The sequence below is a fragment of the Streptomyces sp. NPDC098101 genome (assembly GCF_044760185.1).
Taxonomy (GTDB): Bacteria; Actinomycetota; Actinomycetes; order Streptomycetales; family Streptomycetaceae; genus Streptomyces.
This window is the reverse complement of the sequence record NZ_JBIWAS010000001.1, coordinates 1,509,234-1,525,412: the sequence shown is the minus strand read 5'-3', so window position 1 is coordinate 1,525,412 and position 16,179 is coordinate 1,509,234. Positions and strand designations below refer to the sequence as shown.

Below are 16,179 nucleotides of genomic sequence, written 5' to 3'. Positions count from 1 at the left end.
GCCGGACCGTCAGGCATGGACGTCGGAGAGGACCACGGAGCGGGTCAGGTTGCGGGGGGTGTCCGGGTTCAGGCCCTGGGCCTCGGCGACGGCGACGGCGAGGCGCTGGGCGCGGATCAGGTCCGCGAGCGGGTCGAGGCCGCTCTCGGAGAGGATGCCGCCGACCTTCCGCACGTCGTCCGCGAGTCCGGCGGGGAGGGCGCCGAAGCCCCAGGCGACCCGGCCGGGGCCGGTGATGCTGATGGGGCCGTGGCGGTACTCCATCGCGGGGTACGCCTCCGTCCACGCGCCCGCCGCCTCGCGCATCTTGAGCCCGGCCTCCAGGGCGAGTCCGTAGGTCCAGCTGCTGCCGAGGAAGGTGAACTGCCCGGCCGTGAGGACGTCCTCGTCCAGCGGGGAGGCGAGGGCCTGTTCGGCGTCGCGCGCGGCCTCCTCGACGGTGGCCACGCCCTCGGGGAGGGCGCCCTCGGCCTCCAGGTGCGCGCGGAAGAGGGCGAGCGCGGTGGTGGCGAAGCGGGTCTGGACGACCGACTCCTCGTCCGCGAAGTCGAGGACGGCGACCTCGTCGGCGAGGTCCATCACCGGCGTGGCGGGGTCGGCCGTGACCGCGCCCGTGGGTACGGTGCCGCGCAGTCGGGCGAGGACGGCGAGGACCTCGCTGGTGGTGCCGGAGCGGGTGAGGGCCACGACCCGGTCGTAGCGGCGCCCGTAGGGGAACTCGGAGGCGGCGAAGGCGTCGGTCTCGCCGTGGCCGCCGGACTCGCGCAGCTCCGCGTAGGCCAGGGCCATGAACCAGGAGGTGCCGCAGCCGACGACCGCGACCCGCTCGCCCCGCCGGGGCAGGGCGGCGACGTGCCGGGGCAGGGTGCGGGCCGCCTGGCGCCAGGTCGCCGGCTGGGAGGCGATCTCCACGGCGGTGCGGGTGGTGCTCATGCCGATCTCCTTGCAAGAAAGACTGCGCGATATTGAACGAACATGCTTGAACTCCGACCTATTCAAGCAGAAACATGCACAGCGTTTCCAGATCCCGCACCCTCCGGAGGCTAGAATCGGACGCTCGCACGACCGGGAGGGAGGGACCCATGTCCAAGCACGAGCGGTGGAACACGCTCCTCGAACTACTGGCGGCCTCGGGAAAGATCGAGGTGGAGGAGGCGGCGACGACGCTCGACGTCTCCGCGGCCACGATCCGCCGGGACCTCGACGAACTCGCCGAGCAGCAGCTCCTCGTGAGGACACGGGGCGGCGCGGTGGCGCACGGCGTGTCGTACGAGCTCCCCCTGCGGTACAAGTCGACGCGGCACGCGCCGGAGAAGAAGCGGATCGCGGAGGCCGCGGCCGATCTGGTCACGCCCGGCGAGGTCGTCGGGCTCAACGGCGGCACGACGACGACGGAGGTGGCGCGGGCGCTGGCGCTGCGGTTCGCGAGCGGGCGCGCCGAGGTCCCGGGACCGGTGACGGCACCCCCGGGTCCGGCGCTGACCGTGGTCACCAACGCGCTCAACATCGCGGGCGAGCTGGCGGTGCGCCCGCAGATCAAGATCGTCACGACGGGAGGCGTCGCCCGCCCCCAGACCTACGAGCTGGTCGGCCCGCTGACGGTCGGGGTGCTCAGCGAGGTGGTGCTCGACGTGGTGGTGCTGGGGGTCGACGGGATCGACGCCGAGCTGGGCGTGATGGCGCACCACGAGGACGAGGCGAGCATCAGCCGGCTCTTCGCGGAGCGGGCGAGCCGGGTCGTCGTGGTGACCGACTCCTCGAAGATGGGCCGCCGCGCGTTCGCGCGGATCTGTGGTCTGGACCGGATCGACACCCTGGTGACCGACACGGGCATCGCGCCGGAGACGGCCGCCCAGCTCACCGAGGCCGGGGTGAAGGTCCTCACCGTCTGACCCGCCCACCGCCATTGGTCTTCCCCTGAACCAATCATTGGCCAAGGTTGCTCGGGATCCCGGCTGTTAACTCAGTAATTACCGCACGGGCGTATACCTTTGGGCGTCCTTCCCTCCATCATGTGTCCGACGTGCCGCCGGGGCGCGCCGTGACACGAGAGGCGGGGCATGATTCCCATCAGCCGCAGGGGGTTCGTCGGCATCGGCGCGGGGCTCGTGGCGGGGGCGGCGCTGCCGCCGGCGTCCGCGTCGGCCGCCGCGCGGGCCGCGACCGGCACCCTCACCGACGTCAAGCACGTGGTGGTCCTCATGCAGGAGAACCGCAGCTTCGACCACTACTTCGGCACCCTGCGCGGGGTGCGGGGCTTCGCCGACCGCGCGGCGGGCAATCTGCCCGGCGGCTGGGGGACCTTCAACCAGCCCAGCCCGGGCGGCCGCCAGTACCCCTGGAAGCTCAGCGACACCCCGCCGGCCGGAGGGGTGGACGGGGAGACCCTCGCGCAGTGCAACGGCGACCTGCCGCACAGCTGGACCTCGCAGCACGCGGCCTGGAACAAGGGGCGCCTCGACAACTGGGTGACGGGCGTGGGCAACGTCCGCACGCTCGGCCACCTCGACCGCGAGGACATCCCCTTCCACCACGCGCTCGCCGACCACTACACGATCTGTGACGCATACTTCTGCTCGGCGCTCAGCGCCACCGGCCCCAACCGCACCTTCCTGTGGAGCGGGAAGATCGACGCCTCCAGCAAGGACGGCGGCGAGGAGCGGGGGCTGACCTGGGAGACGTACGCGGAGGCACTCCAGCGCGCCGGGGTGAGCTGGAAGGTCTACCAGAACGCCCAGGACAACTACGGCGACAACGGCCTCGCGTACTTCAAGAGGTTCACCGACGCGCGGCCCGGGGACCCGCTGTACGACCGGGGCATGGGCTCGGTCCCGAAGGTGACCGGCTCGACCCCGGACGACATCGCGGCGGCGATCCGCGCGGACGTCCTGGCGGGGACCCTGCCGCAGGTGTCGTGGGTGGTGGCGAGCGAGGCGTTCTCCGAGCACCCCTACGCGCCGCCCGGGGACGGCGCGCACTTCGTCGACCTCGTCTACCGGGCCCTGGCCGCGAACGCCGAGGTGTTCGACTCGACCGTGCTGTTCCTCAACTACGACGAGAACGACGGCTTCTTCGACCACGTGCCGCCGCCGGTCGCCCCGCCGGGCACACCGGGCGAGTACCTCGACGGCGTGCCGATCGGCCTGGGCTTCCGCGTCCCCATGCTTGTCATGTCCCCGTGGACCCGGGGCGGCTGGGTGAGTTCCGAGGTCTTCGACCACACCTCCGTGCTGCGCTTCCTGGAGACCTGGACGACGGCCCTCGGCACCCCGGCCGCCTGTCCCCACATCAGCGCCTGGCGGCGGAAGGTGACGGGCGATCTGACCGGCGTCTTCGACTTCGCCCACCCGGTGTACGGGGTGCCCGCCGGGCTTCCGTCGACGGCGAAGGTGATCGGGCAGGCCACCTGCAAGCCGCTGCCGAACCCGGTCCCGCAGAACAACGCCCTGCCCGCGCAGGAAGCGGGCACCCGGCCGGCACGCGCCCTGCCGTACCAGGTGAACGGCAACCTGGACCGCTTCGAGTTCGGCTCCGGCGGCAAGATCCTGGCCTGGTTCTCGATGACGAACCGGGGCACGGAAGCCAGGCGGGCCGCGCACTTCTCGATCCATCCGCACCAGCACCGCGACACGGCCGCCTGGCAGTACACCGTGGACCCCGGCGGCACGGCCTCCGACTTCTTCAACATCGGCACGGGCTCGGGGTCCGGGAAGTACGACATCTCGATGATGGGACCCAACCGCTTCCTGCGCCGGTTCATCGGCGACGCCTCCAAGGCGGGCAAGGACGTCGAGGTGGCGGCCCGGTTCGCGACCGAGCCCGGGACGGGGAAGACGGCCCTCTGGTTCAGGATGACCAACGCCTCCGCCGGGCCCGTCACCTTCACGATCCGCTCCAACGCCTACCGGACGGACGGGCCGTGGACGTACACGGTCCCGGCGGGCTCCGCCACCGAGGACTTCTTCAACGCCGTCGCGTACCAGCGGGGCTGGTACGACTTCACGATCACCACCGGCGTCGACGGGACCTGGTCGCGCCGGTACACCGGTCACATCGAGACCGGGGCCCCGAGCGTCAGCGGCTGAGTCCGGCGGCCCGGGCGCGGGGTCCCCGCGTCCGGGCCCCGGGCGTCAGCGCCCGGCGTGGGCGGCGCGGCGGGCCGTGGCGTCGAGGAGGGCGAGCGCGTCGCCGGCCGTGCGCCCGGGAGCCCGGTTCCACGGGCCGATGAGGTCACGCCACCCCCGTGACCGCAGCTCGGTCATGATCCAGGCGGCCGCCTCGTTCATGGTGTCCGCACCGCCGTAGCCGAGGCGGTGGGCGGCGAGGAGCGCCCCGCAGACACAGCGGGCCCCACGCCTGTCGCGCAGCTTGTACGGGGCGTTCTGCCAGCCCCACTCGGTCAGCACGAGGCGCGCGTAGCCGAGGTGGACCGAGGGGCGCAGCTCGGCCCCGCCGATGCGGCGCCAGGCGTGCAGGCGGTCCGGCAGTACGGCTCCGATCCGGCCGGGGAGGCGGCGCTCGACGGGGGCCGGCGCCGGGAGCGCGTCGAGCGCCTCGGCCACGAGCCGGTCCACCGGCACGCTCAGCAGGTCCCGCCAGTCCCGCACCTCCCCCGACGACGGCCCGGGGGCGGGTGCGAGCGGTTCGGAGGTGGGCGCGAGCGGTTCGGGGGCGGTCCAGTCGGTGACGATCCGCTGCCAGACGGCGCTCTCGTAGAGGGCGGCGGCCTCGCGGTCGAGGGTGTCGGGGGTGTCGGGGGTGAGCTGGGGGGCGGCGGGGGGCATCGGGCGGCTCCTGGGTCGGTCGCTCCATCCTTCGAGAAGAATGTCGGCTTTGCGCGCTTTGCACTTGAGCGACACCGGATGCCACCCAAGACGCCCCATCGACCCCGAAAACCCCACCCGACAGTTTTTCGCCCTATTTCCCCATCAACGGAATTACATCGCATATTCGGACATAACCCACCGGGTGACGCGACTCACTCCGCACGGACCGCCGCACGGCGCCGACCTCTCCCACCCCGTACCGCACAAGGAAGTTCGACACCTTTTCGGGCCGGCCGATCTTGAATTCCCCGAATTCGGTGATCCTTTTACACGTGCCGCCGCTCTGATCCTCTTGTTATTCGCCGCATTACTGGCCTACGGTCACCCCCATTCGAGCGGAACGCCTAATCCTGCCACCGCTCGGAAACCTCCCTTTTCACCCGACGGCAGGAGCGGGGGACCCACGAATACGCCGGTCCGGTGATCCGGAACGGCTCGGGGTGCAGCCGCGTGCGCGCGGCCGGACATCTCCCGTCCGAACCCGACAGCTCACCTCGTAGGCGCCGGAGAGGAATCCGTCATGCCTGCACACGGTAAGCACCGCCGCCCCCGCCGCAGCCACGTCTCCCGTGGTCTCGCCCTGGTCGGCACCGGTGGAGCCGCGCTGTCCCTGCCCCTGATCGCCCCCGCCACGGCCGGTGCCGCGCCCGCCGCCGGCGCCCCGGAGATCGCCGCCAAGACCTTCGCCGCTCCCGCTGCCCCGGCCGCCGCCAAGGCCCCGGCCGCCCCGGCGACCGCGCGCACGTACACCGTCGTGAGCGGCGACTCGCTTTCCCTGATCGCCCACAAGAAGGGAATTCAGGGAGGCTGGAAGAGCCTTTACCGCGCCAACCAGAGCGCCGTGGGTGACAATCCGTCACTCATCCACCCCGGTCTGGAACTGACGATTCATCGGGGTTCCGCCAAGGCCGTCCCCTCTCAGGCGAAGACGCAGGAGAAGACGGAGCGAAAGGCCGAGCGGAAGGCGGATCGGAAGGCCACCGCGAAGGCGGAGAAGTCCGCCACGACCGACCGGGCGAGCCGCTCCGAGCGCCGCGCGACCGCTCCGGCCGCCGGCGCCGCCACCGGAGCCTCCGCCGCCGCCCCGGCCGCTGCCGCCGCCCCGGCCGCCGCTCCGGTCGCCGCCACCCAGTACGCCGACAACCTCGACGGCTGGATCCGGCAGTCGCTGGACATCATGGCCCAGCACGGCATCCCCGGTTCCTACGAGGGCATCCACCGCAACATCATGCGCGAGTCCTCCGGAAACCCGCAGGCCATCAACAACTGGGACATCAACGCCGTCAACGGCACCCCCTCGAAGGGCCTCCTCCAGGTCATCGAGCCGACCTTCCTGGCCTACCACGTGCCCGGTACGTCGATGGACCTGTACGACCCGGTCGCCAACATCACCGCCGCCTGCAACTACGCGGCCGACCGCTACGGCTCCATCGACAACGTCAACGGGGCGTACTGACCGTCGTCAACGGGGCACATCGGTGCCCCGACGCCGGAAGTGCCCGGTGAACCAGGAGGTGGCGAGCTCCGCCACCTCCTCCAGGGCACCGGGCTCCTCGAAGAGGTGGCCGGCCCCCTCCACCACGGCCAGCCGGTTCTCGCAGCGCAGCAGCGCCCCGGCCCGCCGGTTGAGGTCCAGGACCAGCGGGTCGTCGCCGCCCACCACCAGGAGGGTCGGGGCCCGCACCCCGGCCAGGCGGTCGGCCGCGAGGTCCGGCCTGCCGCCGCGCGAGACGACGGCGGCGACGGGGGACGCGGGGTCGCCCGCCGCCCACAGCGCGGCCGCCGCTCCCGTACTCGCGCCGAAGTAGCCGAGCGGGAGCCCCGCGACGTCGGGCCGCTCGGCCAGCCGTTCCGTGGCCCCGGCGAGCCGGCCCGCGAGGAGCGGGGTGTCGAAGACGTGCGCCCGGTCGGCCGCCTCGGCCTCGCTCAGAAGGTCGAACAGCAGGGTCCCGAGACCGGCCCTGTTCAGCTCCGCGGCGACCGCCCGGTTCCGGGGGCTGTGGCGGCCGCTGCCGCTGCCGTGGGCGAACAGGACCAGGCCGGCGGCCCCCTCGGGCACGGCGAGCCGCCCCGCGAGGGTGGCGCCGCCGACCGGGATCCGTACGTCCGCCTCCCGTACGACGGGGTCGCGCGCGGCCCGGCTCCGGTCCAGACAGGCGATCACCTCGTCGTCCGGCGTCTGCGGGAACTCCCGGTAGAACTGGCCGACGGCGTAGAACCCCTCCGGGGTGCGGACGCTGACGGTCTCGTCGGCCTCGCCGCCGAGCCGGGCCGTCCAGCCGGGCGGCGCGACCGGCACCGCGAGGACGATCCGGGCCGCGCCCCGGGCACGGACCACCCGGCAGGCCGCCAGGGCCGTGGCGCCGGTGGCGAGCCCGTCGTCGACGACGAGGACCGTCCGCCCCTCCAGGGGCACGGGCGTCCGGCTGCCCCGGTAGCGGCGGGTGCGCTGGTCCAGCTCGGTCAGCTCGCGCTCCTCCACGGCGGCCAGCGCGCGGTCGTCCACCCCGGCCTCGTGGAGCACCCGGTCGTTGAGCACCCGCACGCCGCCCTCGCCGATCGCCCCCATCGCGACCTCCGGCCGGTGGGGCACGCCCAGCTTCCGGACGAGGCAGACGTCGAGCGGGGCGTCGAGGGCGTCGGCGACCTCGACGGCCACCGGCACGCCGCCGCGCGGAAGGCCGAGGACCACGACGTCCCGGCCCTTGAGGTGGTCGAGCCGGGCGGCGAGCTGCCGCCCCGCGTCGCTGCGATCGCTGAAGAACATGGTCCGACGCCCTTCCGCCCGGGCGGGCCCGGGGAGGAACGCGGCGCCCGTCCCCTGCCCGTCCCTCCAGGGTAGACGCGTCGGCCCGCCCCGCCCGGCCGAGGCGGCTCAGGCGGCTCAGGCCGCGAGGAAGGCCTCGATGGCCTCGGCGAGGGCTTCCGGGGTCTCCTCGGGGGCGTAGTGCCCGGCGTCCTCGATGACTTCGAGGCGCGCGTTCGGATACCAGCGCAGCCAGGTCCCCTCCATCGCCTCGGTGCCGAGCGCCGGGTCGTGCGCGCCGACGACGAGGAGGACGGGCGTGGGGTTGTCGCGGACGCGCTCGTGGAAGTCGGCGCGGGACCAGGAGTCCAGGTAGGCGCGGAAGGCCGTGGCGGAGGAGCGGCCGAGGGAGCGGTCGACGAGCGTGCCCAGCCAGGCGTCGTCGTACCGGCCGCCGGTGGTGTGGTCGATGATCGCGCGCCGGTTGGCCGGTTCCCCGGCGGCTCCGGCGAAGAGCTCCCAGGACTCCCCGTCGAGGGGGAATCCGGCGGCGGAGACCGGCGAGACGCCGATGAGCGAGCGGACGCGGCCGGGCGCTTCGAGGAGCATCAGCTGGGCCGCCTTGCCGCCCATCGAGTGGCCGATGACGGAGAAGGAGTCCCAGCCGAGGTCGTCGGCGACCGCCAGGGCGTCGGCCGCGACCTCTTCCATGGTGTAGGCGCCCTCGTGGTCGAGGGCCTCGCCGTAGCCGCGGCAGTCGATGAAGGCGTAGGTGCCGACGGCGCCGTCCAGATGGGCGCGCAGCGGGGCGAAGCTGGTGCGGTCGCCGAACCAGTTGTGGAGCACGAGGGCCCTTCCCGGCCCTTCGCCGTGGACGTCGTACGGAAGAACCCGGCCCGTCATCGTGCCCCCTGGTCGCGCGGTGGCGCCGCCGCGCGTGGCCGCGGCGGCGCCACCGAGTGTGACGGTCCGGACGCGTATGGTCAACGACGTCGTGCGCGAAGGGCCCTTTCGGGATGCGGGGGCTTCGGCTCCGGGGGCATCCTTGCTGTGTGACCTCGCACGGTGCTTCCGGCCCCGGCCCGGCGGGCGGCACCGGGCGTCCGTCCGGGAGCGGAGCCGGCGACGAGCCCGCTCCCGTCGCCCTGACGTGGGCGCTCGCGGAGGCGGCGCTCGGCGCCGTGGAGGAGGTCGGCGGATACGCGGGCGGGGTGTACCTGCGCTCCGAGACGCCGGGGCTGCTGCGGCTCGCGGTGCTCGTGGGGCTGCCGGGACCGGTGTTCCGTCCGTGGTGGCGGATGCACACGAACCGGCCGTTCCCGGTGGCGGAGGTCCACCGCTCGGGCCAGGCCGTCCACCTCGCCGACGCCGAGGACGCGATGCGGCGCTTCCCCCAGCTGGTGGCGAGCCTGCCGTTCCCCTTCGCCTCCCTGTACGCGCCGGTGAGCGCGGGTCGTGAGCGCTTCGGCGTGCTCGTGGCGCTGCGCTCGCCCACCCCCGGCGTGCCCGTGGACGCGCGGGACCGGAGCCGGATGACGCGGGGCGCGCTCCGGCTCGGCGAGGCCCTCGCCGAGCTGTCCCGTCAGGGGACGGCGGTCGAGTGGGCGGGCGATCCGGTGTGCGTGCAGCTGCCGACCGGTTCGGGGCCGCCGGTGCGGTTCGGCTCCTTCGACTGGGACCTGGCCGCGGGCACCGTGACGATGGACGACGGGCTCCTGAAGATCCTCGGCGCGGGCGTGCCCTCGTCCTGCACGATCGAGACCCTCATGTCCCTCCTGGAGCCGGAGGACGGGTACGCGCTGTGGGCGGCGGCCCGGCACGCGACGGGCGCGGGCGGGCGGCCCCTGGTGCGCAGGCTCCGGCTGAAGGGCCCGGACGGCGGGCTGCACCTCCTGGAGGTGTCCGCACGGGCGCGGCGGACCGGCCCCGAGAGGGGCTCCCGGCTCGTGGGCACCCTCGTCGACCTCGGCACCGGCCTGATCGGCTCGGACGCCACCGACCGGCTGCCGCGGGCGCTCCTGGCCATCGACCGGCTGGGCCGCGTCACGTACGTCAACGAGCGCACGGAGCAGCTCCTCGGCCGGCCGCGCAGGGACCTGGCCGGGCGGCCGCTGTGGGAGGCGCTGCCCTGGTTCGGGCACCCCTTCCACAAGGAGCAGTTGCGCGCCGCCCTGCTCTCCGGGGAGCCGGTGCGCTTCCTGGCCCGTCCGGAGGGGGGCCGCTGGCTGTCGGTCTCGCTGCATCCGGGGCGGGACGGGTTGACGCTGGTGCTCCAGCCCGAGGAGGGGGCGGGCCTTTCGAACAGGGCCGGGACGGGCCGGCGCCTCGCCGACGAGTTGGCCTCGCCCGGGGACCGGGCGGCGGACCTGTACCGGCCGGTGGCGCTCGCGATCGCGCTCACCGAGGCGGTGACGGCGCGCCAGGTGTCGGCGGTGGTGACGGAGGAGCTGTTGCCGGCGTTCGGCGGGCGGCAGCTGGCGATCTACCTGCTGAGCGACCGGCGTCTCTACCTGGCGTGGGAGACGGGTTTCCCGAAGGGCTTCCTCGAGCCCTTCGACGGGGTGGGCCTGGACGCGCGGGTGCCGGGGGTGGTGACGCTGACGACGGGCAGGCCCCTGTTCTTCGAGTCGATGGAGCAGCTGGGCCGGGCGTATCCGGGTCTTCCGCTGGACGCGGACTCGGGGGCGCGGGCGTTCCTGCCGCTGATCGCCTCGGGCCGGCCGGTGGGCTCCTGCATCCTCGGCTTCGACCAGCCGCGCGGGTTCAGCCCGGAGGAGCGGACCGTGCTCACGGCGCTCGCCGGGCTGATCGCGCAGGCCCTGGAGCGGGCGCAGCGGTACGACACGGAGTCGACGGTCGCGCGGGGGCTCCAGGACGCGCTGCTGCCGCACCGGCTGCCGGTCCGGGTCGGGGTGGACACGGTGGGCCGCTACCTGCCGGGCACGCAGGGCATGGACGTGGGCGGGGACTGGTACGACGTGATCGAGACGGGTCAGGGGCGGCTCGCCCTGGTCATCGGCGACGTGCAGGGCCACGGGGTGGCGGCCGCGGCCACGATGGGTCAGCTGCGCAGCGCGGTACGGGCGTTCGCGCTCGGGGGCCACCGGCCGCAGGACGTCATGCGGGGCACCAACCGGCTGCTGATCGACCTGGACCCGGGGCAGTTCGCGAGCTGCTGCTACGTCCTGCTCGATCCGGAGACGGGCGAGGCGCGGGCGGTGCGGGCGGGGCATCCGCAGCCGTTGCTGCTGCGGCCGGACGGGACGGCGGAGCAGGTGGACCTGGCGGGCGGGATGGTCCTGGGGATCGACGACCGGGCCTCGTACCCGGTGTCCCGGCTGCGGCTGGCCCCCGGGTCGGTCCTCGCGCTGTTCACGGACGGGCTCGTGGAGCGGCCGGGGCGGGACATCGACGAGGGGATCGAGCGGTTGCGCCGGGCGCTGGCCGCAACGGCCTCCCTGCCGCTCTCGGAGACGGCCGACCGGCTGACCCGGGAGGCCCGGCAGGCCACGGCCCGGCCGGACGACATCGCCCTGCTGCTCGCGGCGCGGTGGCCGGAGGGCGGCTGAGCCGTACGGGCGTTCCGCGCCGGGCGGAGGGCCGCGGGAGGAGTGCGCGTACGTGTGGGCCGTCACCCGGTCGGGCCCGTGGCACTGGTCGGCGGCCCCGGCCCCGGGGAGGCTGGGGGTGCCGCGCCGATCAGGCCGGACGAGTCAGGGCGGCAGCCCCGAGGAGGACACGTGCAGCAGGACAAGCAGCCCGAGTACGGCCCCGTGGTCTTCCGCGACCGCTCGGCCGGGTACGCGTTTCTGACCCGCTCCACCGCGACCAGTGACCGGACCATCGAGTGGGACGACGGCAACACGTATCCCGTCGTCGACGTCGAGATCTCCTCCGAGAGCCACCCGTTCTACACGGGCAAGGCGCGGACCGTGGACACCGAGGGCCGGATCGCCAGGTTCGAGCGGCGCTTCGGGGAGCAGGGCTCCTCCGAGGACTGAGCCCTCGGCCGCCCGTTCACCGCGGGTCACGGGGACGGCCCGCGTCCGCGCGGGAGCGTGGCGGCGGTGGTGGCCGGGGAAGTACGGCGGGGCGGGAGCGCGGGTCCGTCGGACCGCGTTCCCGCCCCGGCCGGTGGCAGGCGAGCGGGGGCGCGAGGCCCACCGCTCATCGGCTCCGGAAGGCGATCAGGCCTTCACGACGCCGGACTCGGCGACCTTGATGCGGGCCTTGGTGGAGCCGGAGGGGGAGCCGAGGGACTCGATCTTCTTGACCAGGTCCTGGCCCTCGACGACCTCGCCGAAGACGACGTGCTTGTTGTCGAGCCAGTCGGTGACGATCGTGGTGATGAAGAACTGCGAGCCGTTGGTGTTCCGGCCGGCGTTGGCCATCGACAGCAGGAACGGGCGGTCGTGCTTCAGCTGGAAGTTCTCGTCCGCGAACTTCTCGCCGTAGATGCTCTTGCCGCCGGTGCCGTTGCCGTTGGTGAAGTCGCCGCCCTGCAGCATGAACTGGGGGATGACGCGGTGGAACGGGGATCCGGCGTAGCCGAAGCCGTGCTCGCCGGTGGCGAGCTCACGGAAGTTCTGCGCGGTCTTCGGCACGACGTCGTCGAACAGCTTGAAGACGATGCGGCCCGCGGGCTCGTCGTTGATGGAGATGTCGAAATAAACGTTGTCGCTCATGGGGACATCCTGTCATTACTCGCGCACCGGGTGCGCACGGGCCGCCTCCGGTCGTGTCACGGCGCGCCGCCGCCCCGCCTCCCGTGGGGAGCCGGGGCGGCGTTCGCGTCGTCGGACACGGGGGCGGAGAAGGGGTGTCAGAGCAGTCCGCCGGTCTCCGGGGCCTGGAGGGCGCCCCCGGTGCCCTGGACGGTGTCGTGGAGGACGGTCTCGACGCCCTGGTCCTCCTGGAGGAGGGCGAGGGGGCTGCCGACGGGGTTGTTCCCGACGGCGGCGTTCGCCTGCGGCGGAGGCGTGACGAGGGCGGTGACGACACCCGCGGCGAGGGAGGCGATGGCGAGGATGCTGCGCTTCTTCATGCCCTGGTCAACTGCTGAACGGCCGAGGGGTTACGGGCTTTCCCCGATCGGACGCGGATCGGGCCCGGTCCGGCCGCGCACCCAGACGAGCAGCAGCAGTGAGGCGACGGCGGCGAGGGCGCACCAGGTGGAGACGAACTCGGTGGTCCACAGGAGGGCGCAGACGGCGGCCCCGGCCCCGGTCAGGAGCCCGAGGAGCCGCAGGAGCCGGTCGCGGGCGAGGAGCAGGGCGCCGACGGTGGCCAGGAGGTACGCGGCGAGGAGCAGCGGCGCGTACGGCAGGTCGACGACGTAGCCGAGGGTGCGGCCGCGGATCTCGGCGGTGACGGGGCGGGTGGCGAGCCGGTACGCGAGGAGGCAGGCGGTCGCGAGCCCGGCGGCGAGGGGCACGAGCAGGCGCGGCCGGTCGGCGGGGCGGGCGGCGGTCAGGACGCCGACGGGGATCCAGAGGGGCAGCAGGGGCAGGGCTATGACGGCCCAGGCGAGGGTGGCGGGTCCGGCTCCGCCGCCGGCGTGCCAGACGGCGGCCTCCACGACCTGGTGGGCGCCCAGGAGCAGGGGCAGGGCGGCGAGCGGCGCGTCCCCGGGACGGCGTACGGAGGCGAGGGAGGCCACGCCCACGGCGCCGATCCCGAGGCCCGCCCAGAGGTCGGCCGCGGCGCTCCAGCACATAGCGCACTTTTATCTCATATCGGCCGGAACCATACGTTCGTGGTGCGTGTCTTCACCAGTGACACCACTGTCCCCGAGCATCAGGAATGGGGGACGTCATGCATCACCGTCGTGCGTTCGCCGTTGTCACCGCCGCCGCCGCGGGAGTCCTGCTGACCGCCGGGATCGGCGCCACGGTCCCGGCGGGTGCGACCGGCACTCCGCCCCGGAACGGACCGGCCCCGGCCACGGCCCTGGTCGTCAACGCCCGCTGGGGCGGCCCCGCGACCTTCGACCGGCTCGTGATCGACGTACGGGGCGCCGTGCCCTCGGTCACCGTGCGCCAGGTCTCCGCGCTGTACCAGGACGGCTCGGGCCGGAAGGTCCCGCTGGCGGGGAAGTACTTCCTGGAGATCAGGCTCTCCCCCGCCGCCGCCCACGACGACGCCGGGAGGTCCGTGTACCGGGGACCCCGGCCGGCCAAGGTCTCCCTGCCCGCCCTCAAGGGGGTCGCGCTGACCGGCGACTTCGAGGGCGTGGTCACCGTCGGGGCCGCCTTCGACACCAAACCCGCCCCCAAGACCTTCCGTCTGCACTCCCCGGAGCGCCTCGTGGTCGACGTCCCCCATCCGGTGGGCTGCCGGCCCTGAGAGACGCCGGCGGCGGGGCCGTCCGGACGGGCGGTCCCACCGCTGTGCGGTCAGCGCTCCCCGGGACCGGCCTCCAGGTACACGGGGATTCCGGTCCTGCGGGCGCGGTCGATCGCCACGAGGCGGACGAACTCGGCCGGGTCCATCTCCCGCTCCCACTCGTCCAGCGTGCGCAGGCCGTACTCGCTGTGCTCCGCCGGATCGAGGACGACGGCGGCGATCTGGTCGTCCGTCAGCTCACCGCCGTCGAAGACGAAGCCGATGTGGTTGGCGGGCCAGTCGTCGCCCCGGTCGGTCGTGAAGTGGGTGCCGAGCAGCCGGGGCTCCCCGGTGAAGGCGATCCCGGTCTCCTCGCGGCACTCGCGCACCGCCGTCTCCCAGGGCGTCTCCCCCGGGTCCATGTTGCCGCCGGGCCACTGCCACATCCCGGAGTGGTAGGTGGCGCGCAGTTGGAAGGGGCGGCCCCTGGTGTCGGTGAAGTAGAGGCAGGCGTAGGCCGTCGCTCTCGGCAGGGTCGCTACGTACTCGACGGGCGGCAGCCAGGTGTTCGCCATGGGCGGCTCTCTCTCGACGGGCCGATGGGATCGCCTCCATCCAAGCGGTCCGGGGAGCCCGGCCGGGCCGCTCACCGGTGGATCACCGGATCGTGTGATCGCCCCTTCTCCCCCGTCGCCCCGGGGCGGGCCCAGGGGTCATCGGCCGTTCGGCAGGAAGCGGCGCAGACGGCGGCGGACGAGGTGCTCGTGGACGAGCCGGCCGACGAGGGCGCCTCCGTAGACGACGAAGCCGACGCCGACGAGCCAGGACTGGAGGACGAGGACGGTTCCGAACTGGCCGTACGTCACCGCGTTCGAGGCGATGAGGGGCGAGAAGACGAGCTGGGAGAAGATCCGCAGCCCGAGGAGGCCGAGGGCGGTGAGGACGCCTCCGGGAAGGAGGGCGCGCCAGCGGATGCGTCCGCAGAGCAGGAAGCGCTGGGACCACCAGAAGAAGAGGAAGGTGCCGATGAGGTCGCCGAGGGCGACGGCGGCGGTGGTGAGGGCCGGCGCGTTCTCGGGGGCGGGGAAGGCGACGAAGACGAGGAGGGCGGCGACGAGGACGGCGAGCCAGACGACGTGCCGCCACATGGTGTGCCAGCGGGCCGTGGGGAGGTCCCAGACCCGCTCGTATCCGGTCTGCACGGCGGATCCGAAGGTGACGCCGAAGGCGGCGAGGGCGGCGAGGCCGAAGGCGGTGGTGCGTTGCAGGGCCTGTCCCGGCTGGCCGAAGAGCCGCTCGACCTCCTCCTGGGAGACCTCGGTGACGCCGAGGCCCTGGACGAGCCAGCGGGCGAATCCCTGTCCTCTGGCGAGGTCGGCCGCCGCGACGACGATGAGGAGGGGGACGAGGGTGAGGAGGCTGAGTGCCGCGAAGCCCATGGCGCGGTGCATGAGTTCCATGGCACGGCCGCGGTTCCACGCGAGGCCGACGGGAGAGGCGGCGACGCGGTCGTGGAGCCGTCGGAACCAGTGGCCGTGTTCGGTGGGGGCACCGTCGTGCGGCGGACCGGGTGTGGAGGGCATGACTCGTGAGGTACCCGGCCCGGCGGCGCGGCATCGCGGGGGTGCCGCCGAACGGGTGGGTCGGGTGTGCGGAGGAGCGGGGCCGGGCGTCGGGCTCCGGAGGTTCGGACCCTTGTGAGGCGGGCGCGGGGACGGATCTCGGGAGCAGAAGGAGCGGCGTCGGGCGCCGGGCGCGGGGTTCAGGTGCGGAGGGGGCGGGCGCCGGGGCCGGGGCGGACGGTGACGTCGCGGGCGGAGAGGGTGGCCCGCTCCTCTCCCTCGCACTGGACGACCACGCGGACGGGGGCTCCGCAGTCGGTGTGGCGGATGTCGAGGACGGGGCCGTCGGGGTCCTCCGTGTGGGTGTCGCCCCACTGTTTGAGGGCGAGGAGCACGGGCCAGAGGTCGATGCCCTTGGGGGTGAGCCGGTATTCGTACCGCGTTCGGGTGCCGGGTTCGCGGTAGGGCTCGGCGCGCAGGATCTCCGCCGCGACGAGCTTGCGGAGGCGGTCGGCGAGGACGGCCTCGGAGAGCCCGAGGTGCCGGCGGAACTCGTCGTACCGGCGTACGCCGTTGAACGCGTCCCGCAGGATCAGCAGGGTCCACTTCTCGCCGACCAGGTCCAGGGTGCGCCGGACCGAGCAGTTCTCCGTGTCCGTCTCCAGCCACTTCATCGTCACACTCTAGCCACCTGACTGCGTCGTTGACAGTCAGCTTTCGC

At 73.6% G+C, this 16,179-nt stretch carries 16 protein-coding genes and 1 riboswitch; of the genes, 6 read left to right on the top strand and 10 right to left on the bottom strand.

Annotated features, from left to right (window positions below; genetic code table 11):
- Positions 1–9: 9 nt before the first annotated feature.
- On the bottom strand, positions 10–933 hold the full coding sequence (locus tag ACIQVI_RS06325; protein WP_403591715.1) for an SIS domain-containing protein: 924 nt from the start codon (positions 931–933) through the stop codon (positions 10–12).
- 149 nt (positions 934–1,082) lie between these two features.
- Here ACIQVI_RS06325 and ACIQVI_RS06320 point away from each other — a divergent pair, with 149 nt between their 5' ends.
- Both ACIQVI_RS06320 and ACIQVI_RS06315 read left to right on the top strand, forming a co-directional pair.
- Positions 1,083–1,892: a DeoR/GlpR family DNA-binding transcription regulator gene (locus tag ACIQVI_RS06320; protein WP_403591712.1), complete on the top strand. Its 810-nt coding sequence runs from the start codon at positions 1,083–1,085 to the stop codon at positions 1,890–1,892.
- Positions 1,893–2,060: 168 nt separating this feature from the next.
- The gene (locus ACIQVI_RS06315) at positions 2,061–4,085 is read left to right on the top strand and encodes a phosphocholine-specific phospholipase C (protein WP_403591710.1); all 2,025 of its coding nucleotides are present in this window, start codon (positions 2,061–2,063) and stop codon (positions 4,083–4,085) included.
- A 45-nt stretch (positions 4,086–4,130) separates the two neighbouring features.
- Here the strand turns inward: ACIQVI_RS06315 and ACIQVI_RS06310 are convergent, their stop codons facing one another.
- A complete protein-coding gene (locus tag ACIQVI_RS06310) occupies positions 4,131–4,784 on the bottom strand; it encodes a hypothetical protein (protein WP_403591707.1) in 654 nt (217 codons plus the stop codon).
- 373 nt (positions 4,785–5,157) lie between these two features.
- Positions 5,158–5,342: riboswitch (cyclic di-AMP (ydaO/yuaA leader) on the top strand.
- Between the two features lie 4 nt (positions 5,343–5,346).
- Between ACIQVI_RS06310 and ACIQVI_RS06305 the strand changes: the two genes are divergently transcribed.
- Positions 5,347–6,282, top strand: a complete 936-nt coding sequence (locus tag ACIQVI_RS06305) for a transglycosylase SLT domain-containing protein (protein ID WP_403591705.1) — start codon at positions 5,347–5,349, stop codon at positions 6,280–6,282.
- 6 nt (positions 6,283–6,288) lie between these two features.
- Here ACIQVI_RS06305 and ACIQVI_RS06300 read toward each other — a convergent pair whose 3' ends face one another.
- Both ACIQVI_RS06300 and ACIQVI_RS06295 read right to left on the bottom strand, forming a co-directional pair.
- Positions 6,289–7,593 carry a phosphoribosyltransferase family protein gene (locus tag ACIQVI_RS06300; RefSeq protein ID WP_403591702.1) on the bottom strand — a complete coding sequence of 435 codons (1,305 nt, stop codon included), beginning with the start codon at positions 7,591–7,593 and terminating at the stop codon, positions 6,289–6,291.
- 117 nt (positions 7,594–7,710) lie between these two features.
- Positions 7,711–8,475: an alpha/beta fold hydrolase gene (locus ACIQVI_RS06295; RefSeq protein ID WP_403591699.1), complete on the bottom strand. Its 765-nt coding sequence runs from the start codon at positions 8,473–8,475 to the stop codon at positions 7,711–7,713.
- A 149-nt stretch (positions 8,476–8,624) separates the two neighbouring features.
- Between ACIQVI_RS06295 and ACIQVI_RS06290 the strand changes: the two genes are divergently transcribed.
- Positions 8,625–11,141 (top strand): SpoIIE family protein phosphatase, encoded by a 2,517-nt coding sequence (locus ACIQVI_RS06290; RefSeq protein WP_403591696.1) that lies wholly within the window; start codon positions 8,625–8,627, stop codon positions 11,139–11,141.
- A gap of 171 nt (positions 11,142–11,312) precedes the next feature.
- Positions 11,313–11,573, top strand: coding sequence for a type B 50S ribosomal protein L31 (locus ACIQVI_RS06285; RefSeq protein ID WP_121828543.1), 261 nt, complete (start codon positions 11,313–11,315; stop codon positions 11,571–11,573).
- Between the two features lie 186 nt (positions 11,574–11,759).
- On the opposite strand, the gene ACIQVI_RS06280 is transcribed toward ACIQVI_RS06285, so the two are convergent.
- The 3 genes from ACIQVI_RS06280 to ACIQVI_RS06270 all read right to left on the bottom strand — a co-directional run bounded on the left by ACIQVI_RS06280 (position 11,760) and on the right by ACIQVI_RS06270 (position 13,288).
- A complete protein-coding gene (locus tag ACIQVI_RS06280; RefSeq protein WP_403591693.1) occupies positions 11,760–12,257 on the bottom strand; it encodes a peptidylprolyl isomerase in 498 nt (165 codons plus the stop codon).
- Between the two features lie 137 nt (positions 12,258–12,394).
- Complete coding sequence (locus ACIQVI_RS06275) at positions 12,395–12,616, bottom strand: hypothetical protein (protein ID WP_403591690.1); 222 nt, start codon at positions 12,614–12,616, stop codon at positions 12,395–12,397.
- A gap of 30 nt (positions 12,617–12,646) precedes the next feature.
- Positions 12,647–13,288 carry a DUF6629 family protein gene (locus ACIQVI_RS06270; protein ID WP_351973961.1) on the bottom strand — a complete coding sequence of 214 codons (642 nt, stop codon included), beginning with the start codon at positions 13,286–13,288 and terminating at the stop codon, positions 12,647–12,649.
- A 98-nt stretch (positions 13,289–13,386) separates the two neighbouring features.
- Between ACIQVI_RS06270 and ACIQVI_RS06265 the strand changes: the two genes are divergently transcribed.
- The gene (locus tag ACIQVI_RS06265; protein WP_403591687.1) at positions 13,387–13,917 is read left to right on the top strand and encodes a hypothetical protein; all 531 of its coding nucleotides are present in this window, start codon (positions 13,387–13,389) and stop codon (positions 13,915–13,917) included.
- A gap of 50 nt (positions 13,918–13,967) precedes the next feature.
- On the opposite strand, the gene ACIQVI_RS06260 is transcribed toward ACIQVI_RS06265, so the two are convergent.
- The 3 genes from ACIQVI_RS06260 to ACIQVI_RS06250 all read right to left on the bottom strand — a co-directional run bounded on the left by ACIQVI_RS06260 (position 13,968) and on the right by ACIQVI_RS06250 (position 16,132).
- A complete protein-coding gene (locus ACIQVI_RS06260; RefSeq protein WP_121828538.1) occupies positions 13,968–14,471 on the bottom strand; it encodes an NUDIX domain-containing protein in 504 nt (167 codons plus the stop codon).
- Between the two features lie 138 nt (positions 14,472–14,609).
- Entirely contained in the window at positions 14,610–15,479 is an 870-nt protein-coding gene (locus ACIQVI_RS06255; RefSeq protein WP_351973964.1) for a YhjD/YihY/BrkB family envelope integrity protein, read from the bottom strand.
- A 179-nt stretch (positions 15,480–15,658) separates the two neighbouring features.
- Entirely contained in the window at positions 15,659–16,132 is a 474-nt protein-coding gene (locus tag ACIQVI_RS06250) for a winged helix-turn-helix transcriptional regulator (protein WP_403591683.1), read from the bottom strand.
- Positions 16,133–16,179 lie beyond the last annotated feature (47 nt).

What these genes read in the sequence shown, in the direction of transcription:
- ACIQVI_RS06325 (WP_403591715.1), bottom strand. Translation starts at nt 933, where the DNA reads ATGAGCACCACCCGCACCGCCGTGGAGATCGCCTCCCAGCCGGCGACC.
- ACIQVI_RS06320 (WP_403591712.1), top strand. Translation starts at nt 1,083, where the DNA reads ATGTCCAAGCACGAGCGGTGGAACACGCTCCTCGAACTACTGGCGGCC.
- ACIQVI_RS06315 (WP_403591710.1), top strand. Translation starts at nt 2,061, where the DNA reads ATGATTCCCATCAGCCGCAGGGGGTTCGTCGGCATCGGCGCGGGGCTC.
- ACIQVI_RS06310 (WP_403591707.1), bottom strand. Translation starts at nt 4,784, where the DNA reads ATGCCCCCCGCCGCCCCCCAGCTCACCCCCGACACCCCCGACACCCTC.
- ACIQVI_RS06305 (WP_403591705.1), top strand. Translation starts at nt 5,347, where the DNA reads ATGCCTGCACACGGTAAGCACCGCCGCCCCCGCCGCAGCCACGTCTCC.
- ACIQVI_RS06300 (WP_403591702.1), bottom strand. Translation starts at nt 7,593, where the DNA reads ATGTTCTTCAGCGATCGCAGCGACGCGGGGCGGCAGCTCGCCGCCCGG.
- ACIQVI_RS06295 (WP_403591699.1), bottom strand. Translation starts at nt 8,475, where the DNA reads ATGACGGGCCGGGTTCTTCCGTACGACGTCCACGGCGAAGGGCCGGGA.
- ACIQVI_RS06280 (WP_403591693.1), bottom strand. Translation starts at nt 12,257, where the DNA reads ATGAGCGACAACGTTTATTTCGACATCTCCATCAACGACGAGCCCGCG.
- ACIQVI_RS06275 (WP_403591690.1), bottom strand. Translation starts at nt 12,616, where the DNA reads ATGAAGAAGCGCAGCATCCTCGCCATCGCCTCCCTCGCCGCGGGTGTC.
- ACIQVI_RS06270 (WP_351973961.1), bottom strand. Translation starts at nt 13,288, where the DNA reads ATGTGCTGGAGCGCCGCGGCCGACCTCTGGGCGGGCCTCGGGATCGGC.
- ACIQVI_RS06265 (WP_403591687.1), top strand. Translation starts at nt 13,387, where the DNA reads ATGCATCACCGTCGTGCGTTCGCCGTTGTCACCGCCGCCGCCGCGGGA.
- ACIQVI_RS06260 (WP_121828538.1), bottom strand. Translation starts at nt 14,471, where the DNA reads ATGGCGAACACCTGGCTGCCGCCCGTCGAGTACGTAGCGACCCTGCCG.
- ACIQVI_RS06255 (WP_351973964.1), bottom strand. Translation starts at nt 15,479, where the DNA reads ATGCCCTCCACACCCGGTCCGCCGCACGACGGTGCCCCCACCGAACAC.
- ACIQVI_RS06250 (WP_403591683.1), bottom strand. Translation starts at nt 16,132, where the DNA reads ATGAAGTGGCTGGAGACGGACACGGAGAACTGCTCGGTCCGGCGCACC.